This is a genomic window from Pseudomonas fluorescens (genome assembly GCF_000730425.1).
GTDB classification, from domain to species: domain Bacteria; phylum Pseudomonadota; class Gammaproteobacteria; order Pseudomonadales; family Pseudomonadaceae; genus Aquipseudomonas; species Aquipseudomonas fluorescens_X.
Genome location: NZ_CP008896.1, coordinates 794,163 through 813,416, shown reverse-complemented (window position 1 = coordinate 813,416; position 19,254 = coordinate 794,163). Strand labels below are relative to the sequence as shown.

The following is a 19,254-nucleotide window of genomic DNA, read 5'->3' as shown; positions in this document are numbered from 1 at the left end:
GGCTCATACCACCACCCACTTGAGGTCGTGCAGGGTTGCATCCAGCTGCGCTTCAAGACTCACGTCATCGGGTGCGATCAATCTCAGCACGCCAATGTAGTCCTTGTTGGAGTGGCTGAGGGTGATGGTGTCGCCGGCAGTGTGCAGCGCACGGTAATCGCACCAGTGTTCCTCGCGCTCGATGTTGAAGCTGGCGCTGGCCTGATCCAGGCGTCCCGAACGATCGGCTACCAGGTAGTGAACCGTTGCCGCAGCGTGTGCCGGCTGTGGGGCGGCCAGCTCGCCTCCCAGGTGCAGAGCGACAATGCGCTCGAACCACCCCTGTGGCAGCAGCCGATCCAGCAGGAACTCGCGACCATCGCCGATGCTGCGATAGTTGATTTCAACCAGCACCGGACCTTGGGCGGTCAAAATGAACTCGCTGTGACACACACCGAAACCGACCCCGAACGCGGCGACCTGAGCCAGCGCGGCAGTGCGATGGGCGCGGCTCAGCGGGCCATCCCAGCGAGCGGCAAGCTCTACGAAATGCGGTGGGGACGACAGGGTGACGTCAAAGCCGCCGATCACGTGCAGGCTGTGCCCGTCACCCAGGGTTTCGAGGGTGAACAGCGGGCCTTCCATGTACGCCTCCAGCAACAGTGCCCGGCCCGGTTGCTGTTGCCAGAACTGCTCGCAGTAAAGGCTCAGTTCGGCGGCGTTGTGGCACAACCGGACATCCAGGCTGGCCACACCTTCGCGCGGTTTGGCAACCACCGGCCAAGGCGCATCGCTCGGCAGTCCGGCGTGGGGCGTGAGCACCTGAAACCACGGGCCGGGCAAGCCCAGACGCTGCATGCGCTCGCGCATGGCCGCTTTGTTCTTGGCCGCGTAGCATATGCGCCAGTCCTTGCCAGGGCATTCAAATGCCTCGGCCACTATCGCTGTCGCGGTCTGCAGGTGATCGCTGTTGGAGAACACGGCAACCGGTTGCAAGCCCTGGCTGTTGAGGGTCTCGATGACCGCCAGCGGATTGAACACATCGCATTCGATAACGTGCACTGCTTGCGATGCGGTAGGTGACGTGGCGAGCAGGCGCCGGTGTTCCTGAGCGTGATCGGTAATGATCACGATCGGCAACCCGCGTTTGTCTGCGGCAGGCAGGAAACCCTCGAGAATGGCAGGGTGGGCGACATGGGCAAGCATGACAAATGAACGTTGCATAACAGTTTTCCTAGGGGCGACGGTGCGCAAGGGCGCATTTTAGAAGCGGTAGTTGACGCCTAGCGTGAGCGAGCGCTCCGGCGCGGGCTGACGCCCCCATGGGCTGGTATCGATACCGCGGAAGTAGTACTCGCGGTTGAACAGGTTGCTGACGCCGGCAGACGCGGTCAGGACGCTCTTGTTGTCCAGCTTGAACTCGCGGGCAATGGCGGTGTTCCAGACCCAGTAAGCCGGCAGTTTGCCGACGCTGGCAGTGGCATCTTCATTGCGCGAGTTGGCGGCATCGGTGTAAGCGCTGCTGACGTACAGGCCGTCAAGGTTGTACGTCCAGTGCTCGGCAAAACGGTAGCGGCCGTCAACCGTGAACTGATTGCGCGAGGAGTACGGGACTTCGTTGTCCTTGTAGGTGCCGTTGCGCTGCTTGGCATCGAGGTAGGCATAGCTGGCATGCAGGTCCAGATTGGGCAGGGCTTGCGGCGTCCAGAAAATCTCGGTTTCGAACCCCTGGTGACGTGTACTTCCAAGGTTGTCGAAACGGTCGGTCGTGGCGTTGTAGGCGATCTGGTCATCGAAATCGATGCGATACAGATTGAAGTCGACGCGCATGCCGTCCCACGGGGTATAGCGCACACCGGTCTCGTAGTTCCACGCCAGCTCGGCGGCGACATCGCCTTCCTTGACGATCTGGGTGACTTGCGGCGGGCGCAGGGACTTCTGGGCATTGGCATAGATGTACCAGGCGTCGGTCGCCTGATAACCGACCGTCAAGCCCGGCAGCCATTCTTCGGATTTGTTTTCCCGTGAGAACCCGGTGATGCCATCACCGTAATCCATACGCGCATTTTCGTAGCGCACACCGGGGGTGATGGTCAGGCGGCGATCGAGCAGGCTGATGGCGTTGCTGAGGTAGAACGCACGGGCGTCGTCATTGAACTTCCAGTCCCGGAACGGCGTTGTCACGCTGCTGGCGACGTTCTGGCGGTTAACTTTGTAATCGATGTCTTCGCTGACATAACGGGCGCCCAGCAACCAGGTTTGCCCAACGGTGTCGCCATCGATGGTGGCGCTGATGCGTGGCTCCGTGCCCCAGACCTTGAAGTTGCGTGGGCCGTCCTGTTTAGTGACTGCCGTACCGTTTGGGGTGAACGGCAGGCCTACCACGAAGTTGCGGTAGCTGTCGTGGGCGAAGTTGGTCCAGCTGAACTCTACCGTGTCGAAGGGGCCCATGGCGCCCAGACGCTGGGTGTAAGTCCCCCAGACGCGATTGGTGTCGCCCTCGAAGCGGTCCAGCGGGCGCGTCGATTGCCGAGGATCACGCTTGTAATCCTTCACGCTGAGAGCACCGGCCAGGTCCATATCGGCTTTATAGCGCTGGATACCGAAGCTCAGGTCGCGATCGTCATCGATGTTCCATTGGCCGCGCAGGCGGTAGTTCTGTACATCGGTGTCGGAGTGCTCACGGCCGTACTCGCCCCCCAGGGTGTTGATGTCCAGTTGCAGGCCAAAGTTGTCGGTCAGGTAGCCGCCGGTGCCCATGTAGCTATCCCACAACTGGCGCCCGCCGGGGTTGAGGGTCAATTTCTCCTGCAGCGTGGTTTCCCACTCGCGGGGAATCGGCTTGCTGATGAAGTTGATCACGCCGCCAACGTTGTTCGGACCGTATTGCACGGCAGCGCCCCCGCGCACGATATCAATGCGGTCGACCGTGGCCATGGTCATGGGGAACAGTGACAAACCGGTCTGGCCGTAAGGGGCCAGTGCCAATGGAATGCCATCCGACAAGGCTTGAATCCTGCCGCTACGACTCTCGTACAGCCCGCGCACCGAGATCTGGGGCAGGGCGCCGGTGCCGGTTTCGTCAAAGATCTTGACGCCCGGCACCCGTTGCAGCGCATCGTCCAGGCCGCGGGCGCTGGCCTTTTCCAGGGCGCTGGAGTCGATAACGCTGCGGCTGCCGGCATAAGTGCGCACTTCCTGATCGCTGGCGGTGCCGAGAACGTCCCCCTGAATCGTCATCGGTGCCAGGACCACGCTGCCGGTGGGGGCGGTGGACACGTCCGCCGGCTGATCGGCAGCCATGGCGCTGTGACAAATACTCAACGTGATAAGGCTGAGTGAGAAGTGTAGTGAGGTTGTTGTTTTCATAGGACTACTTGGCTCATTTTTACTGCTGGAGAGAATGCAGGCGGGCTTTCAATGCGTTATGCAACAAGCCTCGGTCTTCACCGGCGAGAAAACTGCGGACACCGCGAGCGCGCCACAGCGCGTTCTGTTCGGGGGTTCGGGGATTGGCGCAGAACGGTACTCCCGCGCCAAGACAGGCATCGGCCATGCCTTGCAGCACTTGCCAGACTTGGGGATTGAGAGGGTCGGGGCCCAGGCCGAGATCGAGTGACAGATCCAGTGCGCCTTCCATGATCATGCCGACCCCCGGCAATTGCAGAATCTCGCCAAGAGCGTCGACCCCGGCGCGGCTTTCGATCATCGGAACAATGGGGGTCTGACGATTGGCCAGATCAATATATTCAGGTAATGGCAGCCGACCGAAGCCGGTGATACGTCCACCGGTTATTCCACGTTTTCCCAGCGGGGGAAAGAAGGCGGCATCGACGGCACGCTGAACTTGTGCAGCACTTTCGATACGTGAAACAACAATGGCTTCAATACCAGCATCCAGTGCTCGACCAATCAGTTTTTCGTCTACTTCAGGTATACGCAACCAAGGCGATATGCCAGCAGCCTCACAGGCGCGGACACAATGCATGATTTCTTCTTCGGAGCGAAGTAAGTGCTCAAGATCAAGAATTACAAAATCGTAGCCCGCAAACGCGAGCATTTCGCACAGCATCGCAGAAGGAAGAGAGTTGAGTAGGCCGTAAACATTGTTGCCTGCTTGTAATCGGGGAAACACCGGAGAGGTTCTTATCACAGACGCATATCCTTCAGGTGGGTATGCGCTAATAGTAATCATTCTCTCCTATAAGTAAACATTTTTAGTCGCTGACTCGCAATATTCATGATTGCCCTCATAAAAAATCCGCGATTCAGATTTTTATTACAAAGTTGTCATAAATGGGACTCCCCAAGGGTCTTGTTTGCATTGTTTATTCAGATTGTTCACATAATGGGGTCAGCATAAGTGCAGTAGATGGACTGATTTGCGCAAACGTGAAGGCATATTGCTATATGTCAACTCAAGTAGCCGAACAGCAGCACCGCGGTGGCCGGGATTAACGTGCGTTATTATCCGTTTTCTTAAGCGGCGCGCTGACGATATGAACATGGAACCCCGGTAAAACCAGGGTCCCAGTGCAACATTTGTTGATGTACAGGCATTTCATTCAAGGTTATTTGCAGCTTTCCAACGCCTTGATAATGCCGTGCCCGTAATCGGGGTCGGCTTTCGTGCAGTGCTCGATATGCAGCCGCACGATGGGGGCTGATACACCGGCAAGGGACCGCGCCGTGTTATCGAACAGTGCTTGTTTCTGAGCCGGTGACATCTTTCTGAACAGCGCTCCAGGCTGGGAAAAATAGTCGGGGTCCACGCGATGATTCCAGTGCCCGGCAGCCCCTTCCAGCGTCAGGGGCGGTTCCTGGAAGTCCGGTTGTTCCTGCCACTCGCCGCGGGTATTCGGCTCATAGGACGTTCTTCCCCCAGCGTTGGCGTCCACGCGCATCATGCCGTCACGGTGAAAGCTGTTTACCTGGCCCGCCCCCCGTGGAGCGTTCACCGGGATTTGCTGGAAGTTGACGCTCAGGCGATAACGCTGGGTGTCCCCATAGGAAAACAGACGCCCTTGCAGCATTTTATCCGGTGAAAAACTGATGCCTGGTACGACGTTGGCGGGGGAGAAGGCGGCCTGCTCGACATCGGCAAAGTGGTTCTCTGGGTTGCGGTTCAGCTCCATGATGCCCACTTCAATCAACGGGTAGTCGGCTTTTGGCCACACCTTGGTCAGGTCAAATGGGTTGATGTGATAGGTGCCGGCTTGCTGTTCCGGCATGATCTGCACGAACAGTTTCCAGCGTGGAAAGTCGCCGTTTTCGATGGACTCGTACAGGTCACGTTGGTGAGATTCCCGGTCCCGACCCACCAACTCCTGGGCCTGGGCGTCCGTCAGGTTTTCGATGCCTTGCTGGGTGCGCAGGTGGAATTTGACCCAGTAGCGTTCATTTTTGGCATTGATGAAACTGAACGCGTGGCTGCCAAAACCATGCATATGCCGCCAGGTCCGGGGCAGGCCACGGTCACTCATGATGATCGTGACCTGATGCAGGGTTTCGGGCAGTTGGGTCCAGAAATCCCATTGGTTCTCGGCGCTGCGCATACCGGTCCGCGGGTCACGTTTGACCGCATGGTTCAGGTCGGGAAATTTGAGCGGGTCACGCAGGAAGAACACCGGTGTGTTGTTGCCCACCAGGTCCCAATTACCTTCTTCGGTATAGAACTTCATGGCAAAGCCACGGATGTCGCGCTCCGCATCGGCGGCGCCGCGCTCACCGGCCACGGTGGAAAAGCGGGTGAACATTTCGGTTTGTTTGCCGATCTCGGAAAAGATCTTTGCCCGTGTGTACTGTGTGATGTCGTGGGTCACGGTAAAGGTGCCGAATGCTCCTGAGCCTTTGGCATGCATGCGGCGCTCGGGAATGACTTCTCGGTCAAAGTGGGCCAGCTTCTCCAGCAGCCATATGTCTTGCAATAACGCGGGGCCACGAGGACCGGCGGTTTGAATATTTTGATTATCGACGACTGGAGCGCCAAAAGCCGTGGTTAGTTTTTTCATATCTATTCCTCATCGGTTTGGGTATAGCGTGGACAGAACAGAAATTAAAGTGGATGGGGCAGTACTCAGTGAAAACCGTTGCCCATCGTACTGTGGTAATTAACGCTGCCCTTCAGGCGCTCGCAGGTAAATTACCCAATATGTTAAGCCGACCAACAATCCTCCTCCGATAATATTGCCCAGGGTGACGGGGATCAGGTTGTCGAAAACAAAGTTACTGACAGTCAAGTTTGCAAATTGTTCGGGTGTTGCGCCGACGATGCTCCAGAATTCAGCCGTGGCGAAGTGCTTGATAACAATCCCCATGGGGATCATGAACATATTGGCAATGCAGTGTTCGAAGCCGCTGGCGACAAACATAGCCACCGGTAAAATAATTGCGAGCATTTTATCGGTCAGGCTGCGCCCGGAATAACTCATCCAGACAGCCATGCAGACCATTAAATTCGCCAGGATGCCAAGACAGACAGCTTCAATAAAAGAGTGGTGTAACTTGTGTTCGGTGACTTGCAGCACATTCAGCCCCCACAAGCCATTGGCGGCCATGTATTGCCCGGAGAACCAAATCAATGCAACGAAAAACAGGGCCCCAATCAAGTTTCCGACATAGACATTCAGCCAGTTCTTAGCCAGTTGAGCCCAGGTGATGCGCCCACTGGCTTTTGCTATCACGTTCAGAATATTGGACGTGAACAGGTCCGCACCACAAACAACGACGAGCATCAGCCCCATGGAAAAACAGATACCACCGACCAGCTTTACAAGGCCCCAAGAACTGCCGGCCATGCCGGTGGTGGCGGTGATGTAGAACACAAACCCGATGGAAATGAACACACCCGCGATGATGGCCAGGTAAAAGGTTTTCAACGGTTGCTTGGTGGCTTTGTACACGCCCGCATCTTCAGCGAACTGTGCCATTGCAGGAGGTAGAAGCAGGGCGAAGGGACTGTCTGTTTTCATGTTAACGGTCACTCTTGACGTTAGCCGATAGCGATAGGGATCCAGCGCCGTGACGAATGGCTATTGGTTTCGATTCGATATTATATTTAGCATAACGGTTTTTTTGTCAATGTGATTTCGATTCGCTACTAAAAATTCCGCCATTGACGAGGCTTCTGCCGAAGGCAGCCTTCAGCGGGGCCGCACAGGGATGTGCCCGACCGAGGTGATTTTTGAGCGGTCTTAGGCGACGGCTCGATTCGGTTTTCGCAGCGAAGCGGTGGAGTGGGGCGCTGTTATGACACCTTATTGATTTAGCGGCTAAATTTGAGACCGGTTTCTCCGGCGTTCAGCCTGCTTTTCACTGTGAGAATCAGAGCATGTTATCGATTGGGTTTCGGCTCATATATAACTAAACTAAATACTTCTTTAGTTTAGTTATATCTTGTGGTTATCAGTAATCAAGATCTCTAGCCATCTGCGGCGGCCAGTCAAAGGCGTATGCAATGGGGCATTTTCCAAGCTGGATGCTTCAAAGCACTCATCATTACCTGAAAGCTTCTGATGAAAAACGTCGGCAAAACCAGCCGTCAAACACCTGATGAACACGATCTGTTGGCGTTGCTCCATGAGATGCCCAAAGCGATTCGTAGTAGCTGGTCCTGGGCAGCCAGGAAGATTTCTTCGAGAGATAGCGCGACGTGTTCACCAACAGCCGGTATCCATATGAGTCGAGCCGTTGGAAGTTTTTCGACCTGGTGCTCAATAAGGTTGCTGCGTTGGACGCGAGCCTACGTGGTTGGCTATTACAAGGAGCGAGGTTCTCAGGATCCGTTCGTCCTGGATTACCTCGCTGAGGCGCAGGCACGAGTTGCAGGAGAGTGATCGAGGCCTGGGCCTAGCTCCAAATCTGACCGCCACCGGCCCCCAAGCCTGCATAGATTGGTTCGCATAATGTATATTATGTTAAATATCGTATTACACAACTGACCCCCCCGTGCGCTTGCTCAGTTGTGACGCCTGATGAAAAAGTAGAAAATGACTGATTAAAAAAAATACCAAGATATCAGTGAGATGCAGCATTCTCCGCTGTCAAGGTTTCCCTTGCCCCCCCTCGTTAACGGTTAAAAAAGGAGAATCCTGATGAGGCTTTTGCCTGTTTAAAAAGCCTAAAAAGAAGACTAAATACTGTGCTATTTTTCAAGAGTACTCGTGACTTCCTTTTAGACCAATGGGATCGTCAATGTCAAAAGTCATAGACCCTCGGCCTGTCCTTGCTGGTCCCGAAAGTATGTCTCTCGATCTCGGGCTGTACTACGCTCGCTACCCCTGCATCGAAGCCTTCCTCAGTAGTCTCTCCGCTAATCTTGATGTAGAAACGGACTTAAAATGCGCTATCCGCTTTCTTGCATATCATAGTCACCCGCTTGGAACCTTTAATAATTACCGAACATTCGTTGAACGTTTGCTCCTATGGAGCTGGATTGTCGCCGAAAAAACTGTACTGACACTAGATAAAGAGACGTTTACGAATTTTATTACTTTTTGCAAGATGCCACCTTCAAATTGGGTTGGATTTTCTACAACCGCTAGATTCGCTCAAGTCGATGGTAATTCGGTTTTCAATGAATCATGGCGGCCTTTCAATATTCGAGCATCTAAAGATGTAGGGGCGCGCAGCCCTAAAGTGGAAACCTTGCGTTTCATTCGTAGCGTTTGTAGTTCATTTTATGGTTTTCTCTGCGAGGAAGATGTGATAGCGATAAATCCAGCTATATCATCACGAACTTTCTATGGAAGAGGAATGCGCGCTACTTACCCTGTGGAACGATATTTAACTTCCGAGCAATTAGGTCAGGTTCTGCAAGCGCTAGAATTTCATGCGCTGGGTGATCCTGCTGGTGAGCGTGCTCTTTTTATAATAGCAGCAACGACTCTTATGTGTTTGCATGCTGCAGACCTTGCAAATGCTGATAACTACTGCCCATGCATGAATTGCTTTGTTCTAGACGATGCCAGATGGTGGTTGATACTAGAGGCGCCAGGTCGGCTGCTAAGGAAAGTTGAAGTCACTCCAGAGTTCCTGCCCTACTTGAGACGCTATCGAAAAAGCCGAGGACTACCCCCGTTCCCAGAGCAGAACGAAGAAATCCCTATCTTGGAGGCTAGTCACGGGCGCCCCGGTCTTTCCGTGCGACAAATACGAAGCATTGTTAAAGAAGCGCTTATGAAAGCTCATGCAAGCATTACTTCTACAGACAAAGGCGGTGAGCACTGGAATATCCTGCTTGGTGGCAGTATGCGTTTTTTGAAAGAAAGCGGCGCAAAGATTCGTGCGCAAAGCTTCCGCCCTGCCGAGTTGCAGAAATATCTAGGCATTTTCAGCTTGGCTTATACCTATGGAAGGTATTATGGTTGATAGAGCGTTCCCCGCTAGCTTAAATTCCTGGCCTATAAGCTTCTCTGGCGGGACGCCCGGCAGACTCATTTCTCCCATTTAAAAATCCGACTCCAATCGTAACTGCATGTTATTAAACGTATTATTTGTAAGGATCATGGGGTTACAGATTTTAAGAAGGACAGCGAGGATTGATCGGAGAAATCTAAGCAATATCCGATAATCACCAGACCCGGATATTGCTCTATACTACGCTGAAAGACCGATATAGACGCATTCGCCCAGGTTGAACCACTTCATGTCGCAGCATCCCCAGCCGCTTTTCGAGACCTTTGATCGCTTCCACGAACTCAACTTTCTTCACCTCAATGGCGAGCTTCCAGCGGTTCGGGACTTCCTCCATGGTTGTGCCGATGAGCTCCAGGCCGTCGAGGGCTATCGCGCCGTTCGGGGATTTCTGAAGTCCTACGCCGGCAACGAAGCCACGTTCAACTCCTATCGAACCCACGTCGAGCGGCTGCTGCTCTGGTCCCTACTGGTGGCTGTCAAGCCCCTTGTTGAACTGCGTCGCCGGGACGCCGAGGCCTTCATGGAGTTCTGCCTCAACCCGCCCGCCGACTGGATAGGTCCGGTCGTAAAGTCCCGCTTCCTGCGCGTGGGTGGTCGCAAGAAGCTCGACACGGACACCTACATCGTCAATTTGCAATGGCGACCTTTCAGTCACACTGTGGCCAAGCGCGAACGCAAGATTGCCGAAGAGGCCGTTGCCGCCCTTCCCTCCCGTCCCTACCGCTTGTCCCAGGGATCGGTGGCTCAGGTATTCGCAGTCTGCGGCAGCTTCTTCCAACACGCGATTGATGAGGGTCTCACCGAGGTGAACCCCTTCCGGGCGGTAAAACAGAAATCCATCTACAAGCAACGCAACACCTTGGATGTGGCGTCACGTTCCCTGACTCCGCTGCAGTGGAGCTACGTGATCGAGACTGCCGAGCAGATGGCCGCGACCGACCCGACACACGAACGCACTCTGTTCATCGTTGCGACTCTGTTCTCCATGTACCTGCGAGTCTCCGATCTGGTCGGGCGTGACAACTGGACGCCTACCATGGGCGACATCCGCCGCGATAGCATGGGCAACTGGTGGTTTCATGTGGTGGGCAAAGGCAACAAGGCCGCCAAGATCAGCATCCGCGACGAATACATCCAGAACTACCTGATACGCTATCGCCAGCATTTACAGCTCTCCCCCCAGCCATCTGCCCACGAGAAAACACCGTTGATCAGTTCCCTGAAGGGGCGTGGTGGGCTATCTGATCGACATATTCGCCTGCTGCTCCAAGGGCTATTTGATCGCGCTATGGGGCGTATGGCTGAGGAAGGCTGGAGCGATGACGAAATAGACCAGTTGCGTTCAGCTTCACTGCATTGGTTACGCCACACCTCCGCAACCTTTGATGCACCATATCGAGAGATGAAGGACCTCCAGGCTGACCTTCGTCACAATAGTCTCAGCACTACCCAAAATACGTACTACAACTCGCTGGACGAACAACGGGCACACTCGGTGAAAAGCCTTCCAATCAGACGTTAGACGCCCATTAAACACACACTTGTTTAGCCATCGCGCATAGCTTGAGAACGAGAAAATTTTCCTTGGCTCAGGTGATGGGTGAGTTATGCAACCAGCGCATGCTCGACCTCGACTCGCGGACATGCCATCTGCTTGCTGGCGCGTTTCTGCGCCAGCAAGAAATCAGGAGGTCGCGCTTCCGTCGTCATTGAAAAAGTCATCACGGGAGATGCGTCCGAAATCGCTGAGGTCTTGGTCTTACTGGTCTTCAGCGACCGTCTCGAAGATCGTCGATCATTGCAGCCTTCGTGCTGTACTTGGCTCCGAGATGTACCAGCCTCTCGATGTTCGCGGCAGTGAAGAACTGGTGGCCGGCAGCGATGACTCTCTGTGCTTTGATAATCCCGTGCAGGACTTCACCCACCCATTTCGCAGGCTGCGATCTTCAGGCGTTGGGGTTCGACAAGGCCCGGTCTCATCGTACGGGGCGTCCTGATTATGATCCGGCTAATCTGCTCAAGATCTGTCAGTACGGCTACGTGCAGCGCAACCGTCACGTTCATTGAAAAGTATGGATGTGATGACCGGCGCCTCAGCACCTGCTAACCATCGAGTTGGCAGCCGCTTCGAGTCTCAAGGCTTTCTCATGATCCAACGCCTAGCCTAGGATCCGACTACGCACAGCGGATCGGCATCTATAGCAGCCGAGACCATGGTGGTTCCATATGCCGGTTGCGAGCGGTCAACCAGAGCACCACACCCGACATGGGTGCGGTGCTCAGTTCCTGATAGCAGTGGATCAGCCGGCAGTCGATTCCAGAGGTTTCTCCATCAGCGTGCAGACCTGACCCGGCCGGTGCCAGAGAAAACCCATAATGGCGGCGGCGCCCACCAGCCCCGGCAGCGCGAACGCCAGAAAGCTCGCCTGCAACGGCAGTTGCGCGGCGTGCAAAGCTCCGCCCAGCAACGGGCCGATGATGGCGCCAATACGGCCAATTCCCATCGCCCAGCCCAGACCAGTGGAGCGGATATGCGCGGGGTAAAATTGCACGGCGCAGGCATTGGCGAGGATCTGCGTACCGATAGTGCAGGCCCCGGCCACGCCGATCAGCAGGTAGAGCACCGGCAGCGGTGACTTCAGCGCCAATAGACTCAGCGACAGCGCACCGGTGGCGAAGAACGCCAGGAGTACCCGACCCAGGCCTATGCGATCTCCCAGCCAGCCGCCGCCGATTGCCCCGAAGATGGCGCCGAAGTTCAGCACCAGCAGGAACGCCAGGCTGGAGTTGAGGCCGTAGCCGGCAGCGTTCATAAGCTTCGGCAGCCAGGAACTCAGGGCGTAGACCATCAGCAGGCAGCAGAAGAAGGCCACCCAGAGCATCAGCGTTTTCAGTGCGCGACCATCCTGGAACAACTGGGAGATGGCCACCTTGCCCGCCTGCCCCTTTGCCAGATTGAGCCGGTCGTGCATTTTGGGCACGTAGTCGGGCTCTGCCCTGGCCAGCAGCTCTTTGGCGCGTTCGACCTCCCCCTGGCGCAGCAGGAAGTTCAACGACTCCGGCAGCTGGCGCACCAGCAACGGCAGCACCAGCAGCGGTACAACCGCCACGAAGAACACCGATTGCCAGCCCCAGCTGGGCATCAACGCCATGCCCAGACCCGCAGAGAGCATGCCCCCCACCGAGTAACCGCTGAACATGATCGCCACCAGGGTGCTGCGGATTTTCTTCGGCGCGTACTCGTTCATCAGCGCCACCACATTGGGCATCACCCCACCGATACCAAGCCCGGCGAAAAAGCGGCAAATGGCAAACTCCTCGGGAGTGCGCGCGAATCCGTTGATCACGGTAAAACCGCTGAACAGGACCACACAGGTCATGATGGTCTTGCGGCGCCCGATCCGGTCCGACAGTGGGCCGAAGAACAGTGCACCGAGCATCATGCCCACCAATGCGCAGCTGCCTAGCAGACCGGCCTGCAGCGCAGAGAGGTTCCAGGCTTGCATCAGCGACGGCAGCACCACGCCGTAGATAACCAGATCATAGCCATCGAAGATAATGATCAGCGCGCACCAGAACAGCACGCGCCCGTGAAAGGTATTGAAGCGGGCCCCGTCAAGCAGGGCGGAAACGTCGATATCACGCATGGCATAGCTCTTCTTGTCATTGTTATAGAGCCGGAACCGGCATCGAGGCCGATTCCGGTAGAACGACGCGCAACTAGGCGCAGTGGCTCAGGGCTGTCCAACCTAGTCGAGCGCGGGCATCTCGCACGTCAGCGTCGAGGTCGTGGTTCCACAACCAGTCGAAGCGGCTAGCCAAGGTAGCTCCCAGCGCCTGTTTGTCATCACCCACTGCCGGGTCACGCAGTTCGTAAAGTTCACCGGCTTCCCAGGAGGTACGCTGCACGCGGCAGGCACGCGGGCGGCGCAAGGCGTCGTAGGCAGCCAGCAACTCATCGAGGTTGCCGCGACTCACCTGAACATCTCCCAGCAGGCGGGCGAGGAAGTAGGCGTCCTCGAGCCCCTGCCCTGCCCCGGCGCCCTGGTGCGGCAGCATCGCGTGGGCGGCATCGCCGATCAGCGCCACACGGCCGTGGACATAACCAGGTAGCTCGGCGAGGTCGTGCAGAGCCCAGTAGGTTGGCGAGGGAATGCACTCCAGCAGGATTCGCGCAGCATCGCCCCAGCCGACGAAGGCGTCGAGCATCTCACGCTGGCTGGCCTGACGAACCCAGGGCGAATTCTCGGGCCAGGTGGGCGCGGGCTGACTGCGGTCAGATACGAAGGCCACCACGTTGATGATGCGCCCCCGCTTAACCGGAAAGGTAAGGATGTGGCCATCCAGGCCCAGGTACATCTGCGGCACGTCCACCAAGTGCTCGTCAACGCCAGCGGCACGGTAGGCCTCGCGCAGGTGCAGGCTATCGATCATGCCACGGTAGGCGCAGGTACCACTGAAGCGCGGCACGGCGGGCGGGGCCCCGATACCCTCGAGGACATGGCCACGAATAGCCGATTTGATGCCATCGGCGGCGATCAGCAAGTCACCGCGATATTCACTACCGTCGGTAAAGCGCACACAGGCCTCATCGCCGTGCTGCTCCACGCCCACGGCGCGCTTATTGAATCGGGCAATGCCCTCCGGCAGTCGGCTGGCGAGCACGTCGAGGAAATCCGCCCGGTGCACCGAAGACTGCCCCACGCCAGGAGCCACGCTCGCGCCAATGTAACCGGCGTCGACGCTGCGGCGCCATTCGAACCACACGTCCTGCCAGGGCTCGGGGGTGCGATCGGCAACCTGGGCGTAAGGCTCTGCAATGCCGAGACCGGCAATGGCTCGCACCGCGTTAGCACCGAAGGAAACGCCCGCTCCCACCTCACCGAAGGCCGGTGCGGATTCGAAGAGCTGGACGTCGAGATGGGAATGGCGGCACAGATCCAGTGCCAGGGCGACGCCGGAAATACCGCCGCCGATGATGCCGATACGCAGGGCAGGCTTGGTGATCATGTTTGTACCCATGATGTTGTTGTTGGAGTGAAGTCATCATGGGCGCACGAGAAATATTGATAAATACCGCAGCCTGCATACAAACTATTTCAAACCTGAATATTCCTACCAACCTATGAGGCAGACCATGGACCTGCGCGACCTGGATCTGAACCTGCTAGTGGTGTTCAACCAGTTGCTGATCGACCGCCGCGTCTCCACCGCCGCGGAAAGCCTGGGTCTGACCCAGCCCACCGTGAGCAACGCCCTCAGGCGCCTGCGTACAGCCCTGCAGGACGACCTGTTCGTGCGTACCTATCAGGGTATGGAGCCTACCCCCTACGCCCAGCAACTTGCTGAGCCAGTGTCGCTGGCCATCCATACCCTGCGCGAGGCGCTGAGTCGCCAAGACAGTTTCGACCCGCTAACCAGCGAACGCACCTTCACCATCGCGATGACCGATATCGGTGAAATCTACTTCACCCCGCGCCTGATGGATGCCCTCTCCCGCCTGGCACCAGGCTGCCGCATCAGTACCGTGCGCAACACCTCCGTATCCCTGATCGAGGCGCTGCAGAGCGGCACCGTCGACCTCGCCGTAGGCCTGCTGCCACACCTGCAGGCAGGCTTCTTCACTCGCCGTCTGTTCCATCATCGTTACGTATGCATGTGTCGCAAGGACCACCCCGTCACCAGCGAGCCGCTCACGCTGGAGCGCTTCTGCGCTCACGGTCATGTGCGGGTCATCGCCGCCACCACCGGCCACGGCGAAGTGGACGCACACATGGCGCGTCTGGGGATAGAGCGGGACATCCGTCTCGAAGTGCCGCACTTCGTCGCTGTGGGCCATATTCTCCAGCGCACCGATCTGCTGGCCACGGTACCCGAGCGCTTTGCCGAGTGCTGCGTCCAGCCCTTCGGTTTGGTGGCCCTGCCCCACCCCGTGCAGCTACCGGAAATCGATATCAACCTGTTCTGGCACGCCAAGTATCACCGAGACTCCGCCAACCGCTGGCTCAGGCAACTGATGTTCGAGCTATTTGCGGACTGACGGCGCCCGAAGTGCCTGACAGCCCATTGCCTGCCATGAGGGATCGGGCTGACTGCCGAGTCCTGCGACGGACTCAATACACGCAGCTCTCGCCCTGGCGCAGATACACCAGGGTATGGATCTCGCCGTGTGAATCCTCATAGACCATGGTCGCCTCGCCCACCTCACAGCCCTGAGGCATCTCGATCGAAATGACCCTGGCGACATCCATGGCCTGGCCATAATGGTATGGCTGCGCATCGTCGGCGACTGCCCACTGAGCGACAAGTGTCACGCCGATCATCCAGTATCTTGCTTTCATGCTGCACCTCGTAATGACTCGATGAGCATCAGCTTAAGGAGTGGTTCCGGCAAGAAACAGCGAACTCCAGGCAAGGTAGTTTTGCCTTTAGCGTAATAATCGAAGAGCGCTAAGCGACAGGGCATCAACCCTGGCCACACCGGTTTGCTCCCAGGGTCACGCCCAATAGGTGGGGTTTTCCACCAGGGTTCGATTACCGCGGAATACCAGGGGTAATTGCTCCTTGAGGAACTCCACCCAGGTTCTCACCTTGGCATCGAGAAAGCGCCGCGACGGGTACAGCGCATAGATACCCCGCTCGTGCAGGCGATGTTCGGCCAGCAGGCGTACCAGTCGGCCCTGTGCGAAGGCCTTGGCCGCTATCAGGTCCGGCAGTACGCAAATACCCATACCCTCTCCTGCCGCCTGGGCCATCGCCTCGGCGACGTTGACCTGAAATGTTTCTCCCAGACGGATCGCCCGCTCGACGCCGTTGTCGGTAAAGGTCCAGCTGTCGCCAAAAACCGGGTCGAGCAGGCGCAGGCAGCGATGCTGGCTCAGCTCGTCGAGAGTCATCGGAATACCGTGCTGCCCCAGGTAGCTCGGCGCCGCACAGACCACGCTGTAGGTAGTGCCGAGCAGTTGAGCGACCAGTTCGGAGTCGGGCAACTCCCGGGCCAGAGTAATGACCACATCCTGCCCCTCCTCGAGCAGGTCAGGGTGGCGCTGGGAGAGCGTCAGCTCAAGGTTCACTTCCGGGTAGAGCTCGCTATAGCGGGCGGCCAAGGGTGCAAGTAGATGGGTGCCCAAACCGGTGATCGCGTGCACCCGCAGGCGCCCCCTGGGCATCAGGTAGGCACCACCGGCCTCGGCGCCAGCGTCTTCCAGCTCGCTGAGAATATGCCGACAGCGCTCCAGGTAACGGCTGCCTACCTCGGTCAGCCCCAGCCGGCGGGTGGTACGTTGCAGTAGGCGTGCCTGCAGATGACTTTCGAGTTCGGACACCTGCCGCGACACCTGCGCGGTGGACAAGCCCAGCGTCTGTGCAGCAGCCGTGAAGGTGCCCGCGTCCACCACGCGAGTAAACACCCGCATTGCCTGAAAAACATCCATCTGACTGTTACCTATTTAGTAAGTGTTCTTTGCATAAGACGGCTATTTTTGCATGAAAGCATGGGAAATATACTGCCGCCTTCGCGGGCCGGCCCGGACTTTCCAGCGTGCGCCCGTCCCCCGACGCTTTGCTTAACCGAGGTATTCATGACTCCCGATCAACGATTTGCCCGCTGGGTTCAAATCGCTATCTCGGCCCTAGCCTGTTGCTTCATCTACTTCCTAACCGCCGACCTGAGCATGCCGTTGACACCACAGGCGCAGTTGACCCGACCGGTACTGAAGGTCGCGCCGCGGGTCGCAGGCCAGGTCAGTGAGCTGGCGGTGAGCAATAACCAGTACGTACAACCTGGCCAGTTACTGTTTCGCCTCGATCCGCAGCCATTCGAGCTGGAGGTGCAGCGGGCCGAGTTGGCGCTCGAACAGGCACACCAGGACAACACTGAACTCGATGCCCTGCTGGCCGCCGCCCGTGCCGAGGTCAGCGCGGCCCAAGCCAAGTCGAACGAGTCGGGCGCTCAGGCCCTACGCCTGTCGCGCCTGCTCGAACGCCAGCATGTCTCGCGCCAGGCCTACGATGCGGCCGAAGCGCAGCATCTGATGGCCCAGGCCCAACTGCGTACGGCGCAGGCCAGAGTCCGTGAACTGCAGGCCCGTCGCGGCGGCGCCGACGGTGCCAATCTACGGCTACGCCAAGCCCGCAATGCACTGCTCCGGGCGCACCTGCAGCGGGACTACAGCGAGGTTCGCGCCGAACGTGGCGGCGTGCTCAGCAACCTGCAGCTCACCCCCGGCACCTTCGTCGCGGCAGGAACGCCGGTGGCCGCTCTGGTCGAGGACCGCCTGGACATCATCGCCGACTTCCGCGAGAAGTCCCTGCGCTACATCGGCGTCGACACCCCAGCCGTGGTCGTATTCGACGCCCGTCCAGGCGAGCTGTTCAGCGCCCGGGTCAGTCATTTCGACGCCGGAGTCCGGGAAGGCCAGATCGATGCCAACGGCGAGCTGGCAACGCCCGCGCAATCCGAGCGCTGGGTTCGCGACGCGCAACGACAACGCGTGCACCTGGCACTCGATGAAGAGCTGCCGTTCCTGCTGCCCACCGGGGCTAAGGCCACGGTTCAGCTGAAGCCCTTCGACAACCCGCTGGTGAACCTCGCCGCTACGCTGCAGATCCGCCTGATCAGTTGGTTGCACTATGTCTACTGAACCCTCCGCGGCGGCACACACACTTGCCGAAAGGGCCACAGCGCCCCGTTTGTCACTGGGCAAGAACGACCTGCGCCAGTGTCTGCGCATCGCCACTGGCGGCAGTCTGGCCTTTGTCCTGTGCAAGCTGTTCGACCTGCAGTACGGTGCCTTCTTCTGCGTCTATCCGATGCTACTGCTCGGCCTGGTGCCGCGCCTGACTGCCCACCTGATGCGCCAGTTCTTCACCCAGGGACTGGTCGTCAGCCTGGAGGTCGCGTTGCTCTACGGTCTGTTCGGCGGCCGACCGCTGCTGATGATTCCGCTGGTGTTCTTGCTGTTTCTCTACCGTTTCGCGCTGATGGCCAGCGGCCCGAACTTCCTGTTCGGCGCCCTCGGCGCAGTATTTCTGTCGATCCAGCTGAACTTCGCCAGCTACCCGCACACCGACGTCATCGCCATGCTTGGGAGCAATGGCCTGGCCATCGTGCTGGCCGCAGCGATCGCCGTGCTGATGTTCTACCTGTTTCCCGACTGCGAGCCGCGCCCCGCACGCACGCCGCCGCCCAAAGACCGCGCCAGTCGGCGCCACGAGGCACTGCTCGGGGCAACGGTGGCGACGCTGTCGTTCAGCGTATTCCAGTGCCTGGATCTGCAGGACTCGCTGTCGGCTCAGGTCGCCAGCATCCTGCTGTTGTTTCCCATGCACTGGAACGGCTCACGCTTCGCCGGCCGTACCCGTGCGCATGGCACCCTGCTCGGCTGCGTGATTGCCCTGCTGATCATGCTGCTGCTCTATGATCACCACGACCTACTGCCGCTGGTCGCCCTGCTGCTATGGATCGCCGCCATGGTCTGCGCGCGCTGGCACATGCTGGAAAAGGGGGTGCCCGGCGTCGGCTTCGGCGCTTTGACCACCCTGGCCATCCTGTTCGGCCAGTCGCTTACGCCCAGCCACGACATCATATTTGCGACCCTCTACCGGCTGAGTTCGGTGTGTGTCTCGGTGCTGTTGACCCTGTTCGTCGTGTTCATGGTGCACCGCTTGCTCAACCGCTTTGTCACTACTCGCCACAGCAGCCATTGAAGCCAACAGCTGCGGCCACGGCGATTGTCAGATCAGCGCGCGTTTTTCCTGCTCGTACACAAAGCCGGCGACCGCGCACCGCTACAATTTGTTATCACGCGTGCAACACTTTCGCGGCAAGACGCGCTTGGCCGTGGATCCGAGCGTTTT

Annotated in this window: 14 protein-coding genes; 5 read left to right on the top strand and 9 right to left on the bottom strand. The window is 58.0% G+C overall.

All coding sequences use genetic code 11. The annotated features are described in order from the left end of the window. Positions 1-3: 3 nt before the first annotated feature. The 5 genes from HZ99_RS03390 to focA form a co-directional block, all read right to left on the bottom strand. Positions 4-1,203 (bottom strand): ATP-grasp domain-containing protein, encoded by a 1,200-nt coding sequence (locus HZ99_RS03390; protein WP_038441326.1) that lies wholly within the window; start codon positions 1,201-1,203, stop codon positions 4-6. A gap of 39 nt (positions 1,204-1,242) precedes the next feature. Next, complete coding sequence (locus HZ99_RS03385; RefSeq protein ID WP_038441324.1) at positions 1,243-3,348, bottom strand: TonB-dependent receptor family protein; 2,106 nt, start codon at positions 3,346-3,348, stop codon at positions 1,243-1,245. Between the two features lie 19 nt (positions 3,349-3,367). Continuing rightward, positions 3,368-4,132 carry an HpcH/HpaI aldolase family protein gene (locus HZ99_RS03380; protein WP_038441322.1) on the bottom strand — a complete coding sequence of 255 codons (765 nt, stop codon included), beginning with the start codon at positions 4,130-4,132 and terminating at the stop codon, positions 3,368-3,370. A 418-nt stretch (positions 4,133-4,550) separates the two neighbouring features. Next, positions 4,551-5,990, bottom strand: coding sequence for a catalase (locus HZ99_RS03375; RefSeq protein ID WP_038441320.1), 1,440 nt, complete (start codon positions 5,988-5,990; stop codon positions 4,551-4,553). A 99-nt stretch (positions 5,991-6,089) separates the two neighbouring features. Continuing rightward, entirely contained in the window at positions 6,090-6,950 is an 861-nt protein-coding gene (focA, locus tag HZ99_RS03370; RefSeq protein ID WP_038441318.1) for a formate transporter FocA, read from the bottom strand. Positions 6,951-8,220: 1,270 nt separating this feature from the next. On the opposite strand from focA, the gene HZ99_RS03360 reads away from it, so the two are divergent. Both HZ99_RS03360 and HZ99_RS03355 read left to right on the top strand, forming a co-directional pair. After that, positions 8,221-9,348, top strand: a complete 1,128-nt coding sequence (locus HZ99_RS03360) for an integrase (protein WP_073663301.1) — start codon at positions 8,221-8,223, stop codon at positions 9,346-9,348. A 277-nt stretch (positions 9,349-9,625) separates the two neighbouring features. Continuing rightward, entirely contained in the window at positions 9,626-10,918 is a 1,293-nt protein-coding gene (locus tag HZ99_RS03355) for a tyrosine-type recombinase/integrase (RefSeq protein ID WP_028688854.1), read from the top strand. A gap of 778 nt (positions 10,919-11,696) precedes the next feature. Here the strand turns inward: HZ99_RS03355 and HZ99_RS03350 are convergent. Together HZ99_RS03350 and salA are read right to left on the bottom strand one after the other, a co-directional pair. Continuing rightward, positions 11,697-13,043: an MFS transporter gene (locus tag HZ99_RS03350; protein WP_023629719.1), complete on the bottom strand. Its 1,347-nt coding sequence runs from the start codon at positions 13,041-13,043 to the stop codon at positions 11,697-11,699. Positions 13,044-13,116: 73 nt separating this feature from the next. Further along, complete coding sequence (gene salA / locus HZ99_RS03345; protein WP_028688853.1) at positions 13,117-14,418, bottom strand: salicylate 1-monooxygenase; 1,302 nt, start codon at positions 14,416-14,418, stop codon at positions 13,117-13,119. 115 nt (positions 14,419-14,533) lie between these two features. Between salA and HZ99_RS03340 the strand changes: the two genes are divergently transcribed. Then, complete coding sequence (locus tag HZ99_RS03340; RefSeq protein WP_023629248.1) at positions 14,534-15,436, top strand: LysR family transcriptional regulator; 903 nt, start codon at positions 14,534-14,536, stop codon at positions 15,434-15,436. 73 nt (positions 15,437-15,509) lie between these two features. Here HZ99_RS03340 and HZ99_RS03335 read toward each other — a convergent pair whose 3' ends face one another. Both HZ99_RS03335 and HZ99_RS03330 read right to left on the bottom strand, forming a co-directional pair. Beyond that, positions 15,510-15,737: a DUF2790 domain-containing protein gene (locus HZ99_RS03335; protein WP_023629249.1), complete on the bottom strand. Its 228-nt coding sequence runs from the start codon at positions 15,735-15,737 to the stop codon at positions 15,510-15,512. Positions 15,738-15,893: 156 nt separating this feature from the next. Next, on the bottom strand, positions 15,894-16,829 hold the full coding sequence (locus HZ99_RS03330; protein ID WP_023629250.1) for a LysR family transcriptional regulator: 936 nt from the start codon (positions 16,827-16,829) through the stop codon (positions 15,894-15,896). 147 nt (positions 16,830-16,976) lie between these two features. Between HZ99_RS03330 and HZ99_RS03325 the strand changes: the two genes are divergently transcribed. Both HZ99_RS03325 and HZ99_RS03320 read left to right on the top strand, forming a co-directional pair. After that, positions 16,977-18,038 carry an HlyD family secretion protein gene (locus HZ99_RS03325; RefSeq protein WP_023663266.1) on the top strand — a complete coding sequence of 354 codons (1,062 nt, stop codon included), beginning with the start codon at positions 16,977-16,979 and terminating at the stop codon, positions 18,036-18,038. After that, the gene (locus tag HZ99_RS03320; protein WP_078451698.1) at positions 18,028-19,104 is read left to right on the top strand and encodes a DUF2955 domain-containing protein; all 1,077 of its coding nucleotides are present in this window, start codon (positions 18,028-18,030) and stop codon (positions 19,102-19,104) included. The genes HZ99_RS03325 and HZ99_RS03320 overlap by 11 nt, the downstream gene beginning before the upstream one ends. The last annotated feature ends 150 nt before the right edge of the window (positions 19,105-19,254 follow it).